Here is a 19,102-nt window from a genome sequence, read left to right on the forward strand (position 1 = left end):
GAGATGTACAGTTCGTCTATTACGGTTGGGCAATTCGTACAAGAGGTCGCCGGTGATCACCGTCCAGGACGTCCTGTCCGCCCCCACGCTGCGGCTCACGTCGATGAGCGGGACGGCGGGAGTCGACAACCCCATCACCGCAGCGCACGTGTCCGAACTGACGCGTCCGCGGGACTGGCTGCAGGGCGGCGAGTTGCTGATGACCGTCGGCCTGATGCTTCCCACCACCGAATCCGGATGCCGCGACTACGTCCGGGACTGCGTCGCGGGCGGGGTCGCCGCACTGTGCCTCGGTCTGGGGCACGGGCTGCCCTACCAGGCGCCACCGGCGCCGCTCGTCGCGGCGGCGCGTGAATTCGGTGTCCCGCTGCTCATCGCCCCCGACTCGGTGCCGTTCATCGCCATCACCAAATGGATCTTCTCCCGGATCGCCGAGGAGGAGAAGCGCGCCCTCGAGAACGCCATCGAACTGAGCTATCAACTCACCGCGGTCGCGGCCGGACCGTCGCCCCTGAGCGGACTGCTCGACACGTGGCGGTCCGTCAGCGGCTCCCTCTGCGCGGTGCTGGACGCGTCGGGCGGGGTGGTCCAACTCTCCGACGGCGTCGATGCGGCGTTCCTGCAGGACGCTCAGGATCAGGTGGGTCGCTACACCACCCGCGCGAAGGGCTGGACGGCGTTCGGCGGCGCCGGTCGGCGGGAACTCGAACTGCACCCCGTGCGCATCGAGAACCCGCTCGCGTTCGTCGTGCTCGAGCGGTCGGCGGACAGCGCGCTGCGGCACGCGTCCAATGTTCTCGTCTCGCTGCTGTCGCTCGAACTCGAACGCCGCCACGTGGCCGGCGAACCGGAGCGGCAGCGGCGGGCGGCGGCGCTGGCGCAGCTGCTCAGACCCGGACTCCGGCGGGAGCGCGCACATCAGATCGCGGCCGGCATCGGGCTGTCCCGCGATCCCCTGCAGATCGCCGTCGTGCGCTCCACGCCCGAGGCGCTGGCCGACCTCACCGTCCGGATCGGTTCGGTCCTTCCGGATTCCGTCCTGAGACAGCGCAATTCGGACATCGAGATCGCGCACCCCGAGGTCGCCGGGCTCGCGGACCTGCTGTCGGGCGTCGCGGAGGGATGCGCCATCGGGATCGGCGCCCTGGTTCCGGTGGACGCGCTGGCTGTGTCGGCGATGCAGGCGCGATCCCTCGTCGCCGTCAGTGCCCGCCTGGGCCGCGCCGTCGACGCCAAGGAGGGCGAGACGGTGCAGTTGCTGCTGCGACTCGGCTCGGCTGACGTGCTCAGCGGCTTCTCGACCGCTGTCCTCGCATCCCTCGATCAGCTCGAGCCGCGCGAACGCGTCGAACTCCAGCGAACGCTCGAGGAATGGCTGCGAGCCAACGGGGCCTGGGACCCCGCGGCGGCCGCCCTCTCCGTGCACCGCAACACCGTCCGGAACCGGATCGACAAGATCGCGGCGCTGACCGGGCGGAACCTCGACCAGGCCGACGATCGCATGGAGCTGTGGCTGGCGCTCAAGGCCAGGGCGGTGACACCGTCGACGGACGAACCCGACTGACGGTCACGCCCGGACCAGGATCTTCACCGCCGTGTCGTTGTGCTCGATCAACGTCGTGAGGCCCTCGGAGACCAGGTTGTCGAGTTCGATCCGGCCGGTGATGAACGGGGCCAGGTCGATCACGCCGCGGCGCACCAGCTCGATCACCGCCTCGTGATCGCGGACGTAGGCGATGGTGCCGCGCAGGTCGATCTCCTTGAGGACGAGCTTCTGCATGTCGACCGTCGCGGGCTTTCCCCAGATCGACACGTTCACCACCACCGCTGCGGGCCGGACGGCGTCGAGGAGGGTGTCGAGGACAGCGTTGACCCCGGCGCACTCGAACCCGAGGTCGGCGCCGACACCGTCGGTCAGCTCGAGCACCCGGGCCCTCACGTCCTCCGACGACGGGTCGATCACGTGATGCGCGACCCCGCTGGACAGGGCCTTCTGCTTCCGGGCGTCGCTGAGTTCCGTGACGATCGTGGTGACACCCAGGCCCTTCAGGACCGCGGCCACCAGGAGTCCGATCGGCCCCGCGCCGCCGACGAGCGCGACATCACCGGCCTTGGCCCCGCTGCGGACGACCGCATGATGCGCGACGCTCAGCGGTTCGATCAGGGCCGCCTCGTCGAGCGGGATGTCGCCGATCTTGTGCACCCACCGGCGGTCGACCACCACCTTCTCGCTGAGTCCGCCTCCGCCACCGGCCAATCCGATGAAACCCATCTTCGTACACAGGTGGTAGTTGCCTGCCTTGCAGGACGCGCACTCGTTGCACACGAAGTACGGCTCCACCACCACGTTGTCACCCACGGCGACATCCGTGACGCCCTCACCGACCTCCTCGACCGTCCCGGAGAACTCGTGGCCCATCGTCACCGGCGCGTTCTCGTGCGACAGCGGATGCGGATGCCCCGGCGGGGAGATGAAGATCGGGCCCTCCAGATACTCGTGGAGGTCGGTGCCGCAGATGCCGCACCACGCGACCCGGAGTTTCACGGCGCCCGGCCGCAATTCCGGCTCCGGGATGTCGTCGATCCGGATGTCGCGTCGGCCGTGGAAGCGTGCTGCCCTCATGAATCCGCCCTCACTACGTTGTGAAAGTGCTGATTCGGGCAACGGTACGGTCGCGCGGCCGGGGGCGGAAGAGTTGCAGTGTGTTGCAATTCGATGGCGCCGGTGTGACGTTCACCGGCCGATAGCTGGTTTGGCCGGATCTGCGGGTACCTTCGAGGGGAAAGACTGGTTCGATCTGGGGGAGTGAGGCATGGCACGCATACGCACGGCGGCTGAAGCCGAAATCAACGCCGCCGAGCAGATGCAGAAGCTCGGCTACGGCGACGCCACAGCGCTACTCGGAGGCGCGGACGGCGGCATCGACGTCTACTCGTCACGCGCGTACGCGCAGGTGAAGTGGCGTGGCGGCAGTGCAGGCAAGTCGGACCTCGCGAACCTCTACGGCACCCGCGGAACCAGCCACGCCCGGAAACTCCTGTACTTCTCCGGCCCCGGATACACCGACGAAGCCGTCGACTACGCGGACACGGTGGGCATCGCCCTGTTCCGGTGCGAGCCCGACGGCGAAACCCCGCCAGTCGGCGCCCACGCCCCGAAACTGGTGGCCGCCGCGCGTAACTCGACGGTTGCGGTGGCCCCGTCCCCGCCGCCCCCACCGGAGCCCGAGTCGCCGGCGCGCATCGTCGCCCGCAACGCATGGGCGATGGTCGCAGGCTTCTTCGGCGCCCACTGGCAACTCCTCGGCGCCGTCGTCTGCACGATTGTCCTCATGATCGCCCCCTTCGGTGAAGGGAACGTCGGGCTGCGGGTGTTCGCGACAATCCTCGCCGTCGTCGGCGCACCGGTGTTCTGGCTCCTCTACGTCCAGCACCGGCACGCGAAGGACCGATAACACGAGGAAACCACCGTCAGTCCGTACTGACGGTGGTTTCTCGTTGCGGTTCGGAGTGGGCGAATCTCAGTTCGCGGTCGGCAGCGACTTCAGCGACGTGACGGTTGCGACGCAGGCGCGAGCGGCCTCGGCGCCCTTCTTCACGAAGTGGTCGTGGAAGTAGTTGAGGTGCTCGTCGTGCTCGTGGAAGTGGTGCGGCGTCAGCACAACCGAGAACACCGGCACGTCCGTGTCGAGTTGCACGCGCATGAGGCCGTCGATCACCGCGGTCGCGACGAACTCGTGCCGGTAGATGCCACCGTCCACGACGAGCGCAGCGGCGACGATGGCGTCGTAACGCCCGGTGAGGGCGAGGCGGCGTGCGTGCAGCGGGATCTCGAACGCGCCCGGCACCTCGAAGAAGTCCAGTTCGTCCTTCGAATACCCCAGCGTGGTCACCTCGTCGGTGAAGCCCTCGCGTGCGCGATCGACGATGTTGCGGTGCCACGTGGCCTGGATGAACGCGATCCGTCCCTGACTCTCACTCATGGTCTGAAACTACTGCACCGGTGCTAGCGCTGTGAACGGGGCAGTGCCGTGGACCGGCCCCACCCGGAGTCGTCGGTGAGGTGCTCGAGCAGCGGCTGAATCCGGTACGGCAGCGGGCTGGTCAGCGCGATCGTGGTGGTCGAATGCGTGATGCCGGGCAGGTTCGCGATCTTCTCGAGCAACTTCTGAAGTTCCGCGTGCGTGGACGTGGCCACCCGCACCAGCAGGTCTTCGCGGCCGGTGGTCGCGTGGATCTCGATGACCTCCGGCAGGTCGACGAGGCGGTTGCCGACGGCGGTGAGCTTGCCCTGTTCGAGTTCGAGCCCGACGAACGCCTGGATGGGAATCCCGACCTCGGCGAGGTCGAGGTTGGGGCGGAAGCCGGTGAGTAGTCCGCTGGTCTCCATGCGCTTCATCCGGGACTGCACGGTGTTGCGGGCGACGCCCAGCGAGTTGGCGAGTTCGGCCACGCTCATGCGTGAGTCCTGGCCGAGCAGTCCGAGCAACTGCACGTCGAGCTTGTCGATGCTGAGCACTTTGGTACCTCCGGGGAGTGACGGCCGTCACCTATTGCGTGAACTGATCAGTTGATCCGATTTGCGTTGACCAAATCTTAGACCAGATACAGGATCAAGCTCACGAAATGCTCAACGCGACGGATCGGGAATCGCAGATGACTCAGCTAGACGACGCTCGCACCAGTGCAGCATCCTTTGATCTCGCCGACCGATACCGGGCCGACTCGGGCCCGGTGTTGATGACCGGTGTCCAGGCCATCGCCCGCCAGCTGGTGGAGCAGCACGAACGCGACCGCCGCGCGGGACTGAACGTCGCGACTTTCGTCTCCGGCTACCAGGGCAGCCCCCTCGCCGGCCTCGACCGCACCATCGCCGCCATCCCCACGTTGAGCACCGACCACGACGTGAAGTTCGTGCCCGGCATGAACGAGGAACTCGCCGCGACCTCCGTCTGGGGCAGCCAGGTCGACCTCCCGCAGGGCGAGCGCACCCACGACGGCGTCGTCGGCGTCTGGTACGGCAAGGGCCCCGGCCTCGACCGCGCCAGCGACTCCATCCGGCACGCCGCCATGTACGGCGCGAACGCCCGCGGCGGCGTCCTCGTCCTCGTCGGCGACGACCCCAACGCCAAGTCCTCCACCATCCCCTGCGCCAGTGAGCGGTCCATGGCCGCGATGGGCATGCCCGTGTTCTTCCCGCGCAACGCCGAGGAGGTCATCACGTTCGGCCTCTACGGTGTGGCGCTGTCGCGGATCTCCGGCTGCTGGTCGGGCATGAAGATCGTCGCCGACGTGGCCGACGGACTCTGGACCCTCGACCGCAACTTCGCCGACCTCGACATCGTGCTCCCCGAGATCGAGTGGAACGGCAAGCCGTGGTCGTACCGGCAGCGCGTGCTCGCGTCCCCGCCCGACAGCGTCTACGCCGAGGCCGACCTGTACGGGCCGCGCTGGGCGATGGTCGAGGCGTTCAACGCCGCCAACGAGATCGACAAGATCGAGGTGAACCCGCGCAGCGCGTGGCTGGGCATCGCCGCCGTCGGCACCGCCTACGACTCGCTGCGCCAGGCCCTGCTCGACCTCGGGCTCGGCGACTCCCAGCTCGAGGACGCCGGCATCCGCATCCTCCGCGTCGGCATGCCCTACCCGCTGGGCGCCGACAAGGTTCGCGAACTCGCCGACGGCGTCGAGCAGGTCCTCGTCGTCGAGGAGAAGATGCCGTTCGTCGAGTCGCAGCTCAAGGACATCCTCTACGGCGGCGCCAGCGCACCCGCCGTGCTGGGGAAGAAGAACGCGCAGGGCAAGAACCTGATCCCCGTCGACGGCGAACTGACCGCCGCCCGGCTCACCGGACCGCTGCGCCGCGTCCTCAAGGACCGGGTCGCGCTGACACCGGCCCCGCCGCCACGTCTCGAGCTGACCGTCCTGCCGACGTCGCGCACCCCGTACTTCTGCTCCGGCTGCCCGCACAACCGCTCCACCGCGGTGCCCGAGGGATCGATCGCGGGTGGCGGCATCGGCTGCCACACTCTGGTCACGATGTCCGGCCGCACCGACAGCGCCGTCACGATGCTCACCCAGATGGGCGGCGAGGGGGCGCAGTGGATCGGGCAGGCCCCGTTCAGCGACGTCAAGCACATGTTCCAGAACGTCGGCGACGGCACCTACTTCCACTCCGGTCAGCTCGCCGTGCAGGCATGCGTCGCCGCCGGCGTCAACATCACGTACAAGGTGCTCTACAACTCCGCCGTCGCGATGACCGGCGCGCAGGACGCCGAGGCCGGGCTGACCGTGCCTCAGCTCACCCACAAGCTGGCGTCCGAGGGTGTCAAGCAGATCATCGTGTGCGCCGAGGATCCCAAGCGGCACAAGGGCGCCCACTTCGCCGTCAACACGCTGCTGTGGGACCGGACCCGCCTCGACGAGGCGCAGCGCGTCCTCCGCGACATCGAGGGCGTGACCGTGCTGATCTTCGACCAGCAGTGCGCCGCCGAGGCCCGCCGCAAGCGCAAGCGCGGCAAGCTGCCCGCCCGCCGCACCCGCGTCGTCATCAACGAGGCCGTCTGCGAGGGCTGCGGCGACTGCGGCGTCAAGTCCAACTGCCTGTCCGTGCAGCCCGTCGACACCGAATTCGGCCGCAAGACCAAGATCGACCAGACCAGCTGCAACACCGACTACTCCTGCCTCGAGGGCGACTGCCCGTCGTTCGTGACGGTCGAGCTGCCCGAGGAAGGCGCACCGAAGACGTTGCGCGGGATCCCGGCTCCGCCGGAGGTCGGCGACCCCGACCCCGCCGTGTGGACCGGAACGCACAACCTGTTCATGGCCGGCGTCGGTGGTACCGGCATCGTCACCGTCAACCAGGTGCTCGGCATGGCCGCGCTGCGCGCCGGGCTGCACGTCGAGGGACTCGACCAGACCGGTCTCAGCCAGAAGGCCGGGCCCGTCACGTCGCACCTGCGGCTCAGCGATCAGAAGACGCGGTCGGGAAGCTCGGCGCCGTCCAACCGGATCAGCCCCGCGACCGCCGACTGCGTCCTCGCATTCGACCTGCTGACGGCGGCCGACGCCAAGTACGCCGGCTTCGGCAGCTCCGAGCGCACCATCACCGTCGCGTCGACCAGCCAGACCCCGACCGGCGACATGGTCTACGACCCCGCCGTCCGCTACCCGGACGAGGACAAGCTGCTAGAGCGTCTCGACGTCTCGGCCCGCGAACTGACCGCGATCGACGGGCTCGCTGCCGCCACCGCACTGTTCGGCAGCACGGCCGCCGCCAACTTCCTGCTGGTCGGCGCGGCCTACCAGGCCGGCGGACTGCCCATCCCCGCCCGGTTCATCGAGGAGGCCCTCGAGATCAACGGCGTGGCCGTCGAGTCCAACAAGGCCGCATTCCACTGGGGACGCGTCGCCGTCGCCGACCGGGAAGCCTTCCTCGCCGCCACCAGCTCGGCCGCCGTGCCGCAGCGCAGCGACACCGTCGTCCCGACGCACCTGCTCGCCGGATCCACCCTGGACGGCACGACGCTCGAGCTCACCGAACGCCGCGCCGCGAACCTCGTTGCCTTCCAGGGCGACCGCGTCGCCGCCCGCTACATCGCCCTGGTGCAGCAGGCATGGGACGCCGAACGCGAGCTGGGCAGCCGGACCGAGTTCAGCGAGGCCGTCGCCGCCGGCCTGCACAAGCTCACCGCCTACAAGGACGAATACGAAGTGGCCCGGATGCTCACCGACCAGGCGTTCCTCGACGCCGCCGCCGGCGAGGTCCCCGGCGCGGGCAAGCTCACCTACAAGCTGCACCCGCCCGTCCTCAAGGCCATGGGCCGCAAGACCAAGATCGGATTCGGCCCCCGCTCGCACGTCGCGCTCAAGACGCTCGCCAAGGCGAAGTTCCTGCGCGGCACCGCGTTCGACCCGTTCGGCTACGCCAAGGTCCGTCGCCTCGAGCGTCAGCTGCTCGCGCACTACGAGACCACGGTGGCCCGCCTCGTCGCCGACCTCTCCGCCGACACCTACGACACCGCAACGCTGATCGCCGCGACCCCCGACCTCGTCCGGGGCTACGAGGACGTGAAACTGCGCAACGTCACCGTCTACCTCCAGCGTCTCGCCGAACTCGGCGTCGACACCTCCACCATCACGATTGCCACCACTCCGGAAAGGTCCTGAGAAGACATGACTCTCACCGCGGAACGTCACGACACCGCACTGCCCGAAAACGCTGGAGTGTTCGAGCGCACCGATTTCCCCACCGACACCGCCCACGAGCAGGTGACGTTCTTCCAGGACCCCGCCACCGGACTCAAGGCGATCGTCGCGATCCACGACACCACCCTCGGACCGGCGCTCGGCGGAACCCGCTTCTACCCGTACGCCGACGAGGCCGCCGCCCTCAAGGACGTCCTGCGCCTGTCGCGGGGCATGACCTACAAGTCGGCGATCGCCGGAGTCGACCTCGGCGGCGGTAAGGCCGTCATCATCGGCGACCCGGCCACCGGAAAGTCGGAGGCGCTGCTCGAGGCGTACGCCCGGTTCGTTCAGACACTCGGCGGCCGGTACATCACCGCCGGCGACGTGGGCACCGACTCCGACGACCTCGACGTGATGGGGCGCGCCACCGACTACGTCGTAGGACGCAACACGTCCGCCGGCGGGTCCGGCGACAGCGCCCCGATGACCGCCCTCGGCGTGTTCCAGGGCATGCGCGCCGCCGCCCAGGCCAAGTGGGGCACCGCGAGCCTCGCCGGCCGTACCGTCGGCGTCGAGGGCACCGGCAAGGTCGGCTACCAGCTGATCAAGCTGCTGCTCGCCGACGGCGCGTCGGTGGTCGCCACCGACGTCAACGCCGCCGCACTCGACAGGGTGGCCCGCGACTTCCCCGAGGTCAAGATCGCGTCCAGCGTCATCGGCCAGGAACTCGACGTCTACGCACCCTGCGCGATGGGCGCCACGCTCACCGACGAGTCCGTCGCCGCGATCACCGCCCAGGTGATCTGCGGGGCCGCGAACAACCAGCTCGCCCACCCCGCGGTCGAGCACGACCTCGGCGAACGCGGCATCACCTGGGTTCCCGACTACGTCGCCAACGGCGGCGGACTCATCCAGGTCGCCGGTGAGCGGCTCGGCACGTCCGCCGACGACGTCCGCGCGCAGGTCGAGAAGATCTTCGCCACCGTCGTACAGATCCTCGACGTCGCGAAGCGTGACGGCATCCTCGCCGGCGCCGCAGCCGACGCCGTCGCCGAGGCCCGCATCGCTGCAGCCAGGTAGGCGGCTCCGCCGCCCGTGCGTGGTTAACGAGTCTCTGCACTCGTTAACCACGCACGGGCGCGAAGCGCCTAGGCCGTCAGCCGCCGGTGCAGCTCCCAGGCATTGCGCTCGACGCGGTTGGATTCGAGCATCCCGTCGGCGCGGACGTTCCACACCGCGGTGCCCGTCAGGTGAATGGGTTGCCCGTCGGGCTCGGTGCCCATGAATCCGCGATTGCGGCCGGTCATTTCCCACAGTGACGCGACGCGGGAACCGTCCTCGTTCTGGAACGTTTCGACGGGGATGAACTCCAGGTCCTCGACGGTCGACTGAAACTTCAGCACCCATTCCTTGAAGGCGTCCCGGCCGCGGATCGCCTCTCCACCGGTGACGATGACGAAGTCGTCGACGACGAGCTCGTCGATCGCATGGGGGTCCTGGGGTGACTGCCACACCCGGGCCCAGAAATTCTCGACTGCGTGAACTCCGTGTTGTGCAGACATGGCTTCCTTGCCTCTCGCTAACTTGGAATTTCCAAGTTAGCATGGATACGGCGAGGTCGCGCTCCCGTTCTTCACGAGTTCCGGTTAACCCTGGGGATCGGCCGCCGGGGCCGGAGTGCCCTGCTGTACATGCAGAGTCGATGCCGAGACGCGTCGACCGTCGTCGGTGACGAACGCGAGGGACACGGCCTCGCCGGTGGTCTCGTCGGAGTACTCGGGGGAGGTGCTACCCGGACGCGGCAGATGGTCGCGACCGAACTGGCCCAGAGCGCCGATCACGACATGCAACTGCTTGCCCTTTTCGGTCAGCACGTACTCCAGACGTTCCCGCGACCCTTCCTGGCGATAGGCGCGGCGTTCGAGGATTCCTTCGTCGACGAGCATCGCCAACCGTGCGGTGAGGACGTCGGACGCCACGCCGAGGCTGCGGGTGAACTCCGAGAATCGGCTGTGGCCCCAGAAGGCGTCGCGGACGATGAGCAGCGTCCATTTGTCGCCCAGGAGTTCGAGGGTGCGCGCGATCGAGCAACGGGCAGGGGTGGCCGATAACGGACTCATGCGACGAGGATAGTCCCTACTGGCTTGGTGCGTCCAAGCCAGCGGCTACGCCGCCCGTGCGCGGCGAACGAGTGCAGAGACTCGCTAACCGCGCACGGGCGCGGAGCGCCTCACGCCCGGATCCCCGTGACAACGGCGTCGAGGAACTCGTCCGCGATCTCCTCGGGTGTCTCGGCGCCCGCGGGGGTGATCCAGAGGTAGCTGTAGTTGAACATGCCCAGCAGGCCCTTGACCATCAGCCGCGGAAGGGCACGGAACTGTCCGTCGCGGATGCCCTGCTCCAGCGCGTTCCGCCAATGGGATTCGTAGCGTTCACGTTCGGCGATGATGCGATCGCGACGCTCGTCCGTCAGGGCGTGGTACTCGCGGAAGAACACCGTCCACTCGGCACGGTGTTCGGCGATGTTCCGCATGAGCGCCCGTGCGAGGCCGCGCAGCCGTTTCTCCGGATCGGCCTCGGACAGCGCGAGTTCGTCGGCGACCGTGTTCATCTGCGCGAGTTGCCGGCTGCTGATCTCGTAGAGGATTGCCTCCTTGCTGCCGATGTAGTGGTACAGCGCGCCCCGGCCCAGCCCGGTGGCCTCACCGATCTCGGCGACCCCGGTGCCGTGGTAGCCAGACTTCGCGAACAATTCGGCGGCCACCTGCAGGACTCGGTCCCGGTTGGCGTCGTACTTGTCGCTCATCGAAGGGCCCCTTTGTCTCCCGGCGGTCGAAGATGTGAGTCTAGACGGCCCAGATCACGGGTTCGGCGCGGCCAGCCCGGTGATCAGGGCGTCGAGAAAGCCGTCGGCGATCTCCTCGGGGGTGCGGGGGCCGTCGGCGGTGAGCCAGAGGTAGCTGTAGTTGAACATGCCGAGCACACCCTTGATCATCAACGGCGGCAACAGGGTGAACGCGCCGTCCCGGACGCCCTGCTCGAACGCATGCCGCCAATGCGATTCGTACCGTTCGCGCGCCGCGACGACCCGCACCCGCCGATCACCGGTCAGGGCGTGGTACTCGCGGAAGAACACCGTCCACTCCGCGCGGTGCTCGGCGATGTTGCGGAGCAGGGCCCGGGCGAGACCGCGGAGGCGTAGCTCCGGATCCGGTTCGGTCAGGGCGAGTTCGTCGGCCACGTCGTTCATCTGCGCGAGTTGCCGGCTGCTGATCGCGAACAGGACTTCCTCCTTGCTGCCGATGTAGTGGTACAGGGCCCCGCGGCCGAGCCCCACCGCCGTGCCCAGGTCGGCGATCCCGGTGCCGTGGTAGCCCGACCTCGCGAACAGCTCGGCGGACACGCGCAGAATCTCGGTGCGGTTGAGGTCGTATTTGGTGCTCATCGAATCACCGTTCGACGTGCACGATCAGGGCCTGCCCCTGGCCGCCGCCCCCGCACAGCGCCGCTGCGCCGACACCACCGCCGCGGCGGCGCAGTTCGAGCGCGAGATGCAGGACGATCCGTGCCCCGGAGACACCGATCGGGTGGCCGAGCGCGATCGCGCCGCCGTTGACGTTCACCCGGTCCGCGTCGAGACCGAGGTGTTCGGACGAGACGAGTGTGACCGCGGCGAACGCCTCGTTGATCTCGACGAGATCGAGTTCGCGGGGCGCGATCCCCTCGCGTCGGCACGCGGCCTGGATGGCGTTCGACGGCTGCTCGTGCAGACCCGAATCGGGTCCGGCGACCACGGCGCGTGATCCGATCTCGGCCAGCCACGACAGGCCGAGCCGGACGGCCGTCGACTTCCGCGTGACCACGACGGCGCAGGCACCGTCGGAGATCGGTGACGAGTTGCCCGGAGTCAGCGAGCCGCCCGCGGCGAAAGCCGGAGGCAGCCCGGCGAGGTCCGCTGCCGAGATGTCGGCCCGGATGCCCTCGTCGTGGCTCACGTCGGTCGTCTCACCCCTGCCGGACGTGATCGGAACGGGAACGATCTCGGCCGCGAAGACGCCGTCCTTGCGCGCGCGTGCGGCCGCACGGTGCGAGCGTGCGGCCCAGTCGTCCTGGGCCTCCCGGGTGATCCCGTACTCGGGATTCCTCGACTCGGTCAACGCCCCCATCGACGACCCGGTGAAGGCGTCCTGGAGCCCGTCGAACGCGAGGTGGTCGATCAGAACCGTGTCGCCGTACTTGTGCCCGCGACGGCTGTTCGTCAGGAGGTGCGGCGCCGTGCTCATCGATTCCTGACCGCCGGCGACCACGACGTCCGCGTCACCGGCGACGATCATCTGGTGCGCCAGCGTTATCGCATCGATTCCGGAGAGGCACATCCGGTTGATGTTCAGTGCCGGTGTCGACATGGGGATTCCGGCAGCCGCCGCCGCGACGCGCGCCGGCAGTTGGCCGCTGCCTGCCGTGAGCACCTGACCCATGACGACGTGGTCGACGGCGCGTGCGTCGACGCCGGCGGATTGCAGCGCACCGCTGATCGCGTGGCCACCCAGTTCCTGGGCGCTCAGGCTCGACAGCGATCCCATGAAGCGTCCGAATGGGGTTCGTGCCCCCGCGACGAGGACGGTGGGGTCGTGGTCCGTCATTGTTCGTCTCCTTCGAGAGCGTGGTGCCGCCCTGCGCCCGTTCCCGGCCGCAGGGCGGCTGATGTCAGTTGGTGCGCGACGTCTCGAAGGCGTCGGAGAACGCGTACCCGTCGAGCAGACGGCCCGCCGTGACCAGGTACTGGATCGTCGGGGTACCCTCCTCGAGCCAATTGAGGCGGGCATCCCGGTAGAGGCGCTCGATCGGATGCGCGCGCGTGTATCCGATTCCGCCGTGGATGAGCAGAGCGCGGTCGGTCACCCGGCCGACGGCCTCGAGGCCGAACAGCTTGCACATGCTGGCCTCGGCGGGTATCCGTTCGCCGGCATCCCATTTCTGCGCTGCGTCGGCCAGGATCCCGCGCAGGGCGTAGACGTCGGTGGCCATCTCCGCGAGGTAGCGCTGGATGGCCTGCCGTGTGCCGATCGGCTTGCCGAACGTGACACGGCTCTTCGCGTGGGCGATCGACAGTTCGAGGGCGCGCTCGGACGTGCCGAGGGAGCTTGCCGCGATGAACACCCGGCTGATCTCCAGTGCGCGTTCGAGGTGCTCGTTTCCCTGCCCCTCCACGCCGACGAGGGCGGTGGCGGGCACCCGGACGGAGTCGAGGGTGACGCGTCCGTGCTCGGTGCCCTTGCATCCCATCGTCTCGGGAAGCGCTGCGATCGAGAGACCGTCGGTCTCGCGAGGAACGAGGAACGCGGAGACGTCGGTCGCGGTCGTCTTCGCGAAGACGATGAAGTGAGAAGCGATGTCGGAGTTGGTGATCAACCACTTCTCGCCGTTCAGGATGTAGCTGTCGCCCTCGCGCACCGCGGTCGACCCGAGGTCGGCGCCCGTCCCGAAACCCGGTTCCGTCAGCGCGAACGCGACCGAGTTCCGGCCCGTGGCCGTGCCCGGGAGGACGTCCGCCTTCTGCCGGTCGCTGCCGATCTCGGAGAGCGCGTGGGCGAAGGAGTTGTGCACGTGGACGATGACCCGGAGCCCGCCCTGCACCTTGGCGAACTCGGCGATGATCGGCAGGTACTGGGCGATCGAGAGGCCGCTGCCGCCGTACTCGCGGGGGACGAGCAGGCCGAGCGCGCCGATCCGCTCGAGAATGGGCATGACGATGTCGTGCGGAACCTGCTCGTCGTCCTCGATCCGCTGTTCGAGTGGATCGAGTTCGGCCCAGATCGCCTCGAAAATGCGGTCCCGGAGCGCCAGGTACTCCGACTCCGGAATGCCGACCGAATGCGTGAGTGTCGCGGTCATGGTGTTGTGTCCCTTCGTTGTTGGTCGTTGCGGTCGTGGTGTGTCACAGCGCCCAGCCACCGTCGACGGTGAGGACGGAGCCGGTGCAGAATGTGGCGTCTTCGCTGAGGAAGACTGCGGCCTTGGCGATTTCGTCGACGGTGCCGAAGCGGCCGAGGACGGTTTCTCGTTCGATGCGCCTGCGTGCGGAGTCGGGCACCGCGTCGGTCATGTCCGTGCTGACGAAGCCGGGTGCCAGCACGTTGACCCGGATGCCGTCACGTGCAACCTCCTTGGCGAGTGAGCGACCGAAGCCGATCATCGCGGACTTCGCACCCGCGTATGCGGTGTCGCCGGCGTGACCGATCACGCCGACGACCGACGACACCAGCACGATGCTCGGTGACCTGCCGTGCACGAGGTGGGGCAACGCGGCCCGCGCGAGGGCGACGGTGCCGCGGAGGTTCGTCTCGATCACGCTCCACCAGGCGTCCGGCTCCGTCTCGACGAGCCGCCCGCCCGACCACTGGCCCGCGTTCAGGACGAGGGAATCGAGGTGCCCCCAGTGCGAGACGACGCGCTCCACTGCCGTGGGCGCCGTGGTGTCGTCGTGCAGGTCGAAGCGGATCGGAAGTACCTGTTCGGGAGCGTCCGCGGCGAGCTTCTCGGCCTCCTCACGTCTCGTCCGGTACGTGCAGCCCACCCGGCAGCCGCGCTGCGTCAGGGCGGTGGTGACGGCGGCTCCGATGCCGCGGGAACCGCCGGAGACCAGCGCGACGCGGGGATCGTCGTGATCGTTCTCGTTCATGCTCAGAAATGTACTGATCGATACAAAAATAGTCCAGAGTGTTCGTGAAAGTCCGTCTGAACATCGTGTTAGCTCGATATTTAGGTGGAGTCATGAAATGGATCGATCGGTACAAGAATGCTTGCGATCGACGTCCGGGATGTGCTAGACCTGTGACCGTGGCCACACGGGGCGACGGCGCGGACGATGTCCGATCGGCGAACCCCGGACGAGGCCCGACGGCCCGATCACAACCGCGGTGGCACCGGATCGACACACGGCTGCCGCACCGCCCCACATCAGCAGCGATGGGAGATTCGATATGAGAGTCATCGACGACCTGGAGGTCACTCGGGTCAAACCCCGGAAGGTTGCCTTCGCGTCCTTCGTCGGAACGGCAATCGAGTGGTACGACTTCTTCATCTTCGGGACCGCGGCCGCCCTGGTATTCGGGAAGGCGTTCTTCCCGTCATTGAGTCCGCTGTCGGGAACGCTGGCAGCCTTCGCGACGTTCGGTGTCGCGTTCGTGTCGCGTCCCGCAGGCGCGATCGTCTTCGGGCACTTCGGAGACCGGATCGGCCGCAAGAAGATGCTGGTGTTCTCCCTGGTGCTGATGGGGTCGTCGACGGTCGCGATCGGACTCATCCCCACCTACGGAGCCATCGGTCTCGCGGCACCCGTGCTGCTCGTCCTCGCGCGCCTCGCACAGGGCTTCGCGGTCGGCGGAGAATGGGGAGGCGCGGTGCTGATGGCAGTCGAACACGCACCGCGCGAGAAGCGGGCGTTCTACGGCAGCTGGCCGCAGGCCGGCGTGCCAGCCGGACTCGTTCTCGCGACGCTCGCGTTCCTCCTGGTCGAGCAGCTTCCGGAGGACCAGGTCCAGGCGTGGGGATGGAGGCTTCCGTTCCTGGCCAGTGCCGGGTTGGTCGCGGTCGGCATGTACGTGCGACTGAAGGTCGTCGAATCGCCGGAGTTCGAGAACGTCAAGCGCAACAAGAAGATTGCCGACTTCCCGATCCTCGCGGTCCTGCGGGGTGAGAAGCGCGCGCTGGGCGTCGGGATTCTCACCCAGGCCGCCTCCCTCGTGCCGTTCTACCTTGTCACCGTCTTCGTGTTGTCGTACGGTCCGAAGGAACTCGGCATCTCGCGGCAGACGATTCTGTTGAGCATCCTCGTCGCGTGTGTCCTCGACATCCTGTCCGTGCCCTACGCGTCGATGATCGCGGACCGGATCGGAGCACGGAAGATGTTGATCTACGGGTCCCTCTACATGGCCGCGATCGCTTATCCGTTCTTCTGGTTGCTGTCCACCGGCGTGGGTGTCGCCGTCCTGCTGGCGATGATTCTGATCATCACCATCGGTCACGCCGTCACCTATTCCGCGGTGGCCGGATACGTCACCGGTCTGTTCCCGGCCGAAGTCCGGTACACCGGCGCGTCCGTCGCCTATCAGTTCGGTGGTGTCGTGTTCAGTGCTCCCGCACCGTTCATCGCGGTGGCGATCGCTGCAGAGACGGACGGTGCGTGGGCCCTGGCCGCGTATATCGCCGCGGCGTGCGCCATCACGGTCCTGGTCCTGACCCTGACGAAAACTGCAAAGGTGAATCACTGATGTCTCTCGACAGACTCGCATCGTCCACACTCGCCGATGCCTGGCAGGACATCGAATCCCTGTTGGACCGCGACCCGTTCGGCGGCGACTTCAACACCGCCCACGAAATCTGCACCCGCTATGCGGCCGACCCGAATCGGGTGGCGCTGACCGTCCGGCACGAGGACGGCTCGGCCGACCGCTGGACGTACCGCGAACTCGACAGGCTCGCCGCCAAGGCGGCACGGGTGTTCGCACGCGCGGGGCTGAAGCGGGGAGATCGCGTCGGCGGACTGCTCTCGCGACAGGTCGAGAGTTGGATCACCGCAATTGCGGTGTGGCGCTCCGGGCTGGTGTACGTGCCCTTGTTCGGCGGGTTCGCCCCGGATGCGATCGGCCTGCGCCTCGACGCGGCGGGAGTCCGCGCGGTCGTCGTCGATCAGCAGTACCGGCCTGCGCTCGCGCAGGCGCAGGCGACCCACGGACTCGATCCCGCCGTGTTCGTCGTCGGCGACGTCGCGGCCGGCACGGGCGACCGGTCCTTCTGGACCGAGATCGACGGGGCCGACGCCGACGGCCCGCTCGCGACGACGGCACTCGGGGACGCCGCCACCCTGCTGTTCACCAGCGGAACATCCGGAACGCCGAAGGCGTGCACCATGACCCACGCCACCTTCGTCTCCGTCATGCCCTACGCGAAGAGCGTTCTCGGGGCGACCCGCGGCAGCGTCGTCTTCTCGACGTCGGACCCGGCGTGGGCGTTCGGGCTGTACAGCACCGGTGCTGCCGTCATGGCGCTGGGCGTGCCGCGCGTCATGTACTCGGGGAAGTTCGTCCCCGAGGCCTGGCATCGCGTCATCCGGGAAGAGAAGGCCACGATCCTCACCACCGCGCCGGCCGCCCTGCGGCGCCTGACGGCGACCTTCGCGCAGGACGGGGTGCCGCCGACGCTCCGCACCGTCGCCGCTGCCGGCGAACCGCTCACCGCAGCGGTCGCCTCAACCTGGGCCGGCACCGGTGCACCCGCCGTGCGCAACGGGTACGGACTGTCCGAGGTCGGCATGCTCCTGGGCGACACCCAGGGCACCGAAACGAGGTCCGGTCCGGGCTGGATGTCCGCCACGATTCCGGGGTTCGACACCTTCCTCGCCGACCGGGACGGGCAACCGGTGGCCGACGGGCAACCGGGATTGATCGCGGTACGGCAGCCCCGGTACCAGATGTCCAGCGGCTACGAGAACACCCCCGACCTGTGGGCCGACCGCTGGCGCGGCGACGTATTCCTCACCGAGGACCGAGCCGTCACAGACCCCGAGGGACGGTGGCAGATACTGGGCCGGGACGACGACATGATCATCGCGTCGGGCCACAACATCAGCCCGGTCGAGGTCGAGAACGCGCTGTTACAGCACCCGGCGGTCGCCGACGCCGCGGCAGTCGCGTACGACGATCCGATCCGCGGCGGAGTGGTCCGGGCCGTCGTCGTCCGCGCGGACACCCGGGCCGACGACAGCGACCTCGTCACGCAACTCACACACCTCGTCGCGCAGCGCGTCGGACCCTACGCGGCACCCAAAGTCGTCGACTTCCGGCCCGACCTTCCGCGCACCGAAGTCGGCAAGCTGCGCCGGGCGGCCGTCCGCGAACTCCCGGTCACATGAACGGGCACAACCGCATGCGCGCACTGATGGTCACCGCGCTCGACGGTCCCCGGGCGCTCGCCGCGGTCGAGGTCGACGAACCCGTCGCGGACGAATCCGCGATCCTCGTCGAGGTTCACGCGGTCGGGGTGTCGTTCCCGGATCTGCTTCTCACCCAGGGCAGGTACCAGTACAAGCCGGAACTGCCGTTCGTCCCGGGCGGCGAGGTCGCCGGGATCGTGCGGTCAGCCCCTGACGGCAGCGGATATTCTCCGGGCGACCGGGTCGTCGGATTGACCGGTGTGGGCGGCGCGATGGCCGAAGTGGTCGCACTGCCGCCGGAGACGACGTTCTCCCTCCCGGACACGATTTCGATGGCCGCGGGAGCCGCCGTGCTGTTCAACTACCTCACCGTGCATTTCGCGCTGGTATGTCGTGGACGCCTCGAGGCGGGGGAGTCGGTGCTCGTCCAGGGTGCGGCTGGAGGCATCGGCACCGCCGCGGTCACACTGGCGCCTCACCTCGGCGCGTCGCGGACCATCGCGGTCGTCAGCAGTGAGGAGAAGGCGGAGTACGTGCGGAGTCTCGGCGCCTCCGACGTCGTGGCCACCGGGAACTGGCGGGACAAGGTCCTCGCGATCACCGACGGCCGCGGGGTGGACGTCGTGGTCGACCCGGTCGGGGGCGATCGATTCACCGACAGCGTCCGATCCCTGGCGACGGGCGGGAGGATTCTCGTGATGGGCTTCACCGGCCGGGACATCCCCTCGGTGAAGGTGAACCGACTGCTCCTGAAGAACGCCTCCGCAGTCGGAGTCGCGTGGGGCTCGTGGTGGGCCGAGGACCCCCGACGACTGTCCGCGCAGTGGAGCGAATTGTGTCCACTCCTGGCGTCGGGCGCCTTGACGATCCCGGAGCCGACGCGGTACCCGTTCGGAGCGGCAGCCGAGGCCCTGCTCGACCTCGAACACCGCCGAACCGTCGGGAAGAGTGTCCTCACCCTCCGGTGAGGCGGCTCCG

General features: G+C 68.4%; 17 protein-coding genes. 7 read left to right on the forward strand and 10 right to left on the reverse strand.

Annotated features, from left to right (window positions below):
• Positions 1-52 precede the first annotated feature (52 nt).
• Complete coding sequence (locus tag JVH1_RS29165; RefSeq protein WP_009474318.1) at positions 53-1,564, forward strand: PucR family transcriptional regulator; 1,512 nt, start codon at positions 53-55, stop codon at positions 1,562-1,564.
• Between the two features lie 3 nt (positions 1,565-1,567).
• Here JVH1_RS29165 and JVH1_RS29170 read toward each other — a convergent pair whose 3' ends face one another.
• Positions 1,568-2,623 carry a 2,3-butanediol dehydrogenase gene (locus tag JVH1_RS29170; RefSeq protein ID WP_009474317.1) on the reverse strand — a complete coding sequence of 352 codons (1,056 nt, stop codon included), beginning with the start codon at positions 2,621-2,623 and terminating at the stop codon, positions 1,568-1,570.
• A 190-nt stretch (positions 2,624-2,813) separates the two neighbouring features.
• Here JVH1_RS29170 and JVH1_RS29175 point away from each other — a divergent pair, with 190 nt between their 5' ends.
• Positions 2,814-3,455, forward strand: coding sequence for a restriction endonuclease (locus JVH1_RS29175; RefSeq protein ID WP_009474316.1), 642 nt, complete (start codon positions 2,814-2,816; stop codon positions 3,453-3,455).
• A gap of 66 nt (positions 3,456-3,521) precedes the next feature.
• Here JVH1_RS29175 and JVH1_RS29180 read toward each other — a convergent pair whose 3' ends face one another.
• Complete coding sequence (locus tag JVH1_RS29180; RefSeq protein ID WP_009474315.1) at positions 3,522-3,983, reverse strand: 6,7-dimethyl-8-ribityllumazine synthase; 462 nt, start codon at positions 3,981-3,983, stop codon at positions 3,522-3,524.
• A 23-nt stretch (positions 3,984-4,006) separates the two neighbouring features.
• Complete coding sequence (locus JVH1_RS29185; protein WP_009474314.1) at positions 4,007-4,519, reverse strand: Lrp/AsnC family transcriptional regulator; 513 nt, start codon at positions 4,517-4,519, stop codon at positions 4,007-4,009.
• Between the two features lie 137 nt (positions 4,520-4,656).
• Here JVH1_RS29185 and JVH1_RS29190 point away from each other — a divergent pair, with 137 nt between their 5' ends.
• Complete coding sequence (locus JVH1_RS29190; protein ID WP_337460300.1) at positions 4,657-8,169, forward strand: indolepyruvate ferredoxin oxidoreductase family protein; 3,513 nt, start codon at positions 4,657-4,659, stop codon at positions 8,167-8,169.
• A 6-nt stretch (positions 8,170-8,175) separates the two neighbouring features.
• Positions 8,176-9,270, forward strand: coding sequence for a Glu/Leu/Phe/Val dehydrogenase (locus tag JVH1_RS29195; RefSeq protein ID WP_009474312.1), 1,095 nt, complete (start codon positions 8,176-8,178; stop codon positions 9,268-9,270).
• A gap of 68 nt (positions 9,271-9,338) precedes the next feature.
• Here the strand turns inward: JVH1_RS29195 and JVH1_RS29200 are convergent, their stop codons facing one another.
• From JVH1_RS29200 to JVH1_RS29230, 7 genes are all read right to left on the reverse strand, one after another.
• Positions 9,339-9,752, reverse strand: a complete 414-nt coding sequence (locus JVH1_RS29200) for an ester cyclase (protein WP_009474311.1) — start codon at positions 9,750-9,752, stop codon at positions 9,339-9,341.
• Between the two features lie 84 nt (positions 9,753-9,836).
• Positions 9,837-10,310 carry a helix-turn-helix domain-containing protein gene (locus tag JVH1_RS29205; RefSeq protein ID WP_009474310.1) on the reverse strand — a complete coding sequence of 158 codons (474 nt, stop codon included), beginning with the start codon at positions 10,308-10,310 and terminating at the stop codon, positions 9,837-9,839.
• 110 nt (positions 10,311-10,420) lie between these two features.
• Positions 10,421-10,996: a TetR/AcrR family transcriptional regulator gene (locus JVH1_RS29210; protein WP_009474309.1), complete on the reverse strand. Its 576-nt coding sequence runs from the start codon at positions 10,994-10,996 to the stop codon at positions 10,421-10,423.
• Between the two features lie 54 nt (positions 10,997-11,050).
• Entirely contained in the window at positions 11,051-11,635 is a 585-nt protein-coding gene (locus JVH1_RS29215) for a TetR/AcrR family transcriptional regulator (protein WP_009474308.1), read from the reverse strand.
• Positions 11,636-11,639: 4 nt separating this feature from the next.
• Positions 11,640-12,833 (reverse strand): acetyl-CoA C-acetyltransferase, encoded by a 1,194-nt coding sequence (locus JVH1_RS29220; protein ID WP_009474307.1) that lies wholly within the window; start codon positions 12,831-12,833, stop codon positions 11,640-11,642.
• A gap of 64 nt (positions 12,834-12,897) precedes the next feature.
• Positions 12,898-14,085: an acyl-CoA dehydrogenase family protein gene (locus JVH1_RS29225; protein ID WP_009474306.1), complete on the reverse strand. Its 1,188-nt coding sequence runs from the start codon at positions 14,083-14,085 to the stop codon at positions 12,898-12,900.
• Between the two features lie 43 nt (positions 14,086-14,128).
• Entirely contained in the window at positions 14,129-14,872 is a 744-nt protein-coding gene (locus JVH1_RS29230; RefSeq protein WP_009474305.1) for an SDR family NAD(P)-dependent oxidoreductase, read from the reverse strand.
• A gap of 301 nt (positions 14,873-15,173) precedes the next feature.
• Between JVH1_RS29230 and JVH1_RS29235 the strand changes: the two genes are divergently transcribed.
• Genes JVH1_RS29235 through JVH1_RS29245 form a run of 3 tightly spaced genes read left to right on the forward strand, consistent with a single transcriptional unit; the run spans position 15,174 to position 19,092 of the window.
• On the forward strand, positions 15,174-16,463 hold the full coding sequence (locus JVH1_RS29235) for an MFS transporter (protein ID WP_009474304.1): 1,290 nt from the start codon (positions 15,174-15,176) through the stop codon (positions 16,461-16,463).
• A complete protein-coding gene (locus tag JVH1_RS29240) occupies positions 16,463-18,103 on the forward strand; it encodes an AMP-binding protein (protein ID WP_009474303.1) in 1,641 nt (546 codons plus the stop codon). Before JVH1_RS29235 ends, JVH1_RS29240 begins: the two co-directional genes overlap by 1 nt.
• Before the next feature lie 14 nt (positions 18,104-18,117).
• The gene (locus JVH1_RS29245) at positions 18,118-19,092 is read left to right on the forward strand and encodes an NADPH:quinone oxidoreductase family protein (RefSeq protein WP_043778662.1); all 975 of its coding nucleotides are present in this window, start codon (positions 18,118-18,120) and stop codon (positions 19,090-19,092) included.
• The last annotated feature ends 10 nt before the right edge of the window (positions 19,093-19,102 follow it).

Source organism: Rhodococcus sp. JVH1 (assembly GCF_000280725.2).
Classification (GTDB): Bacteria; Actinomycetota; Actinomycetes; order Mycobacteriales; family Mycobacteriaceae; genus Rhodococcus_F; species Rhodococcus_F jostii_A.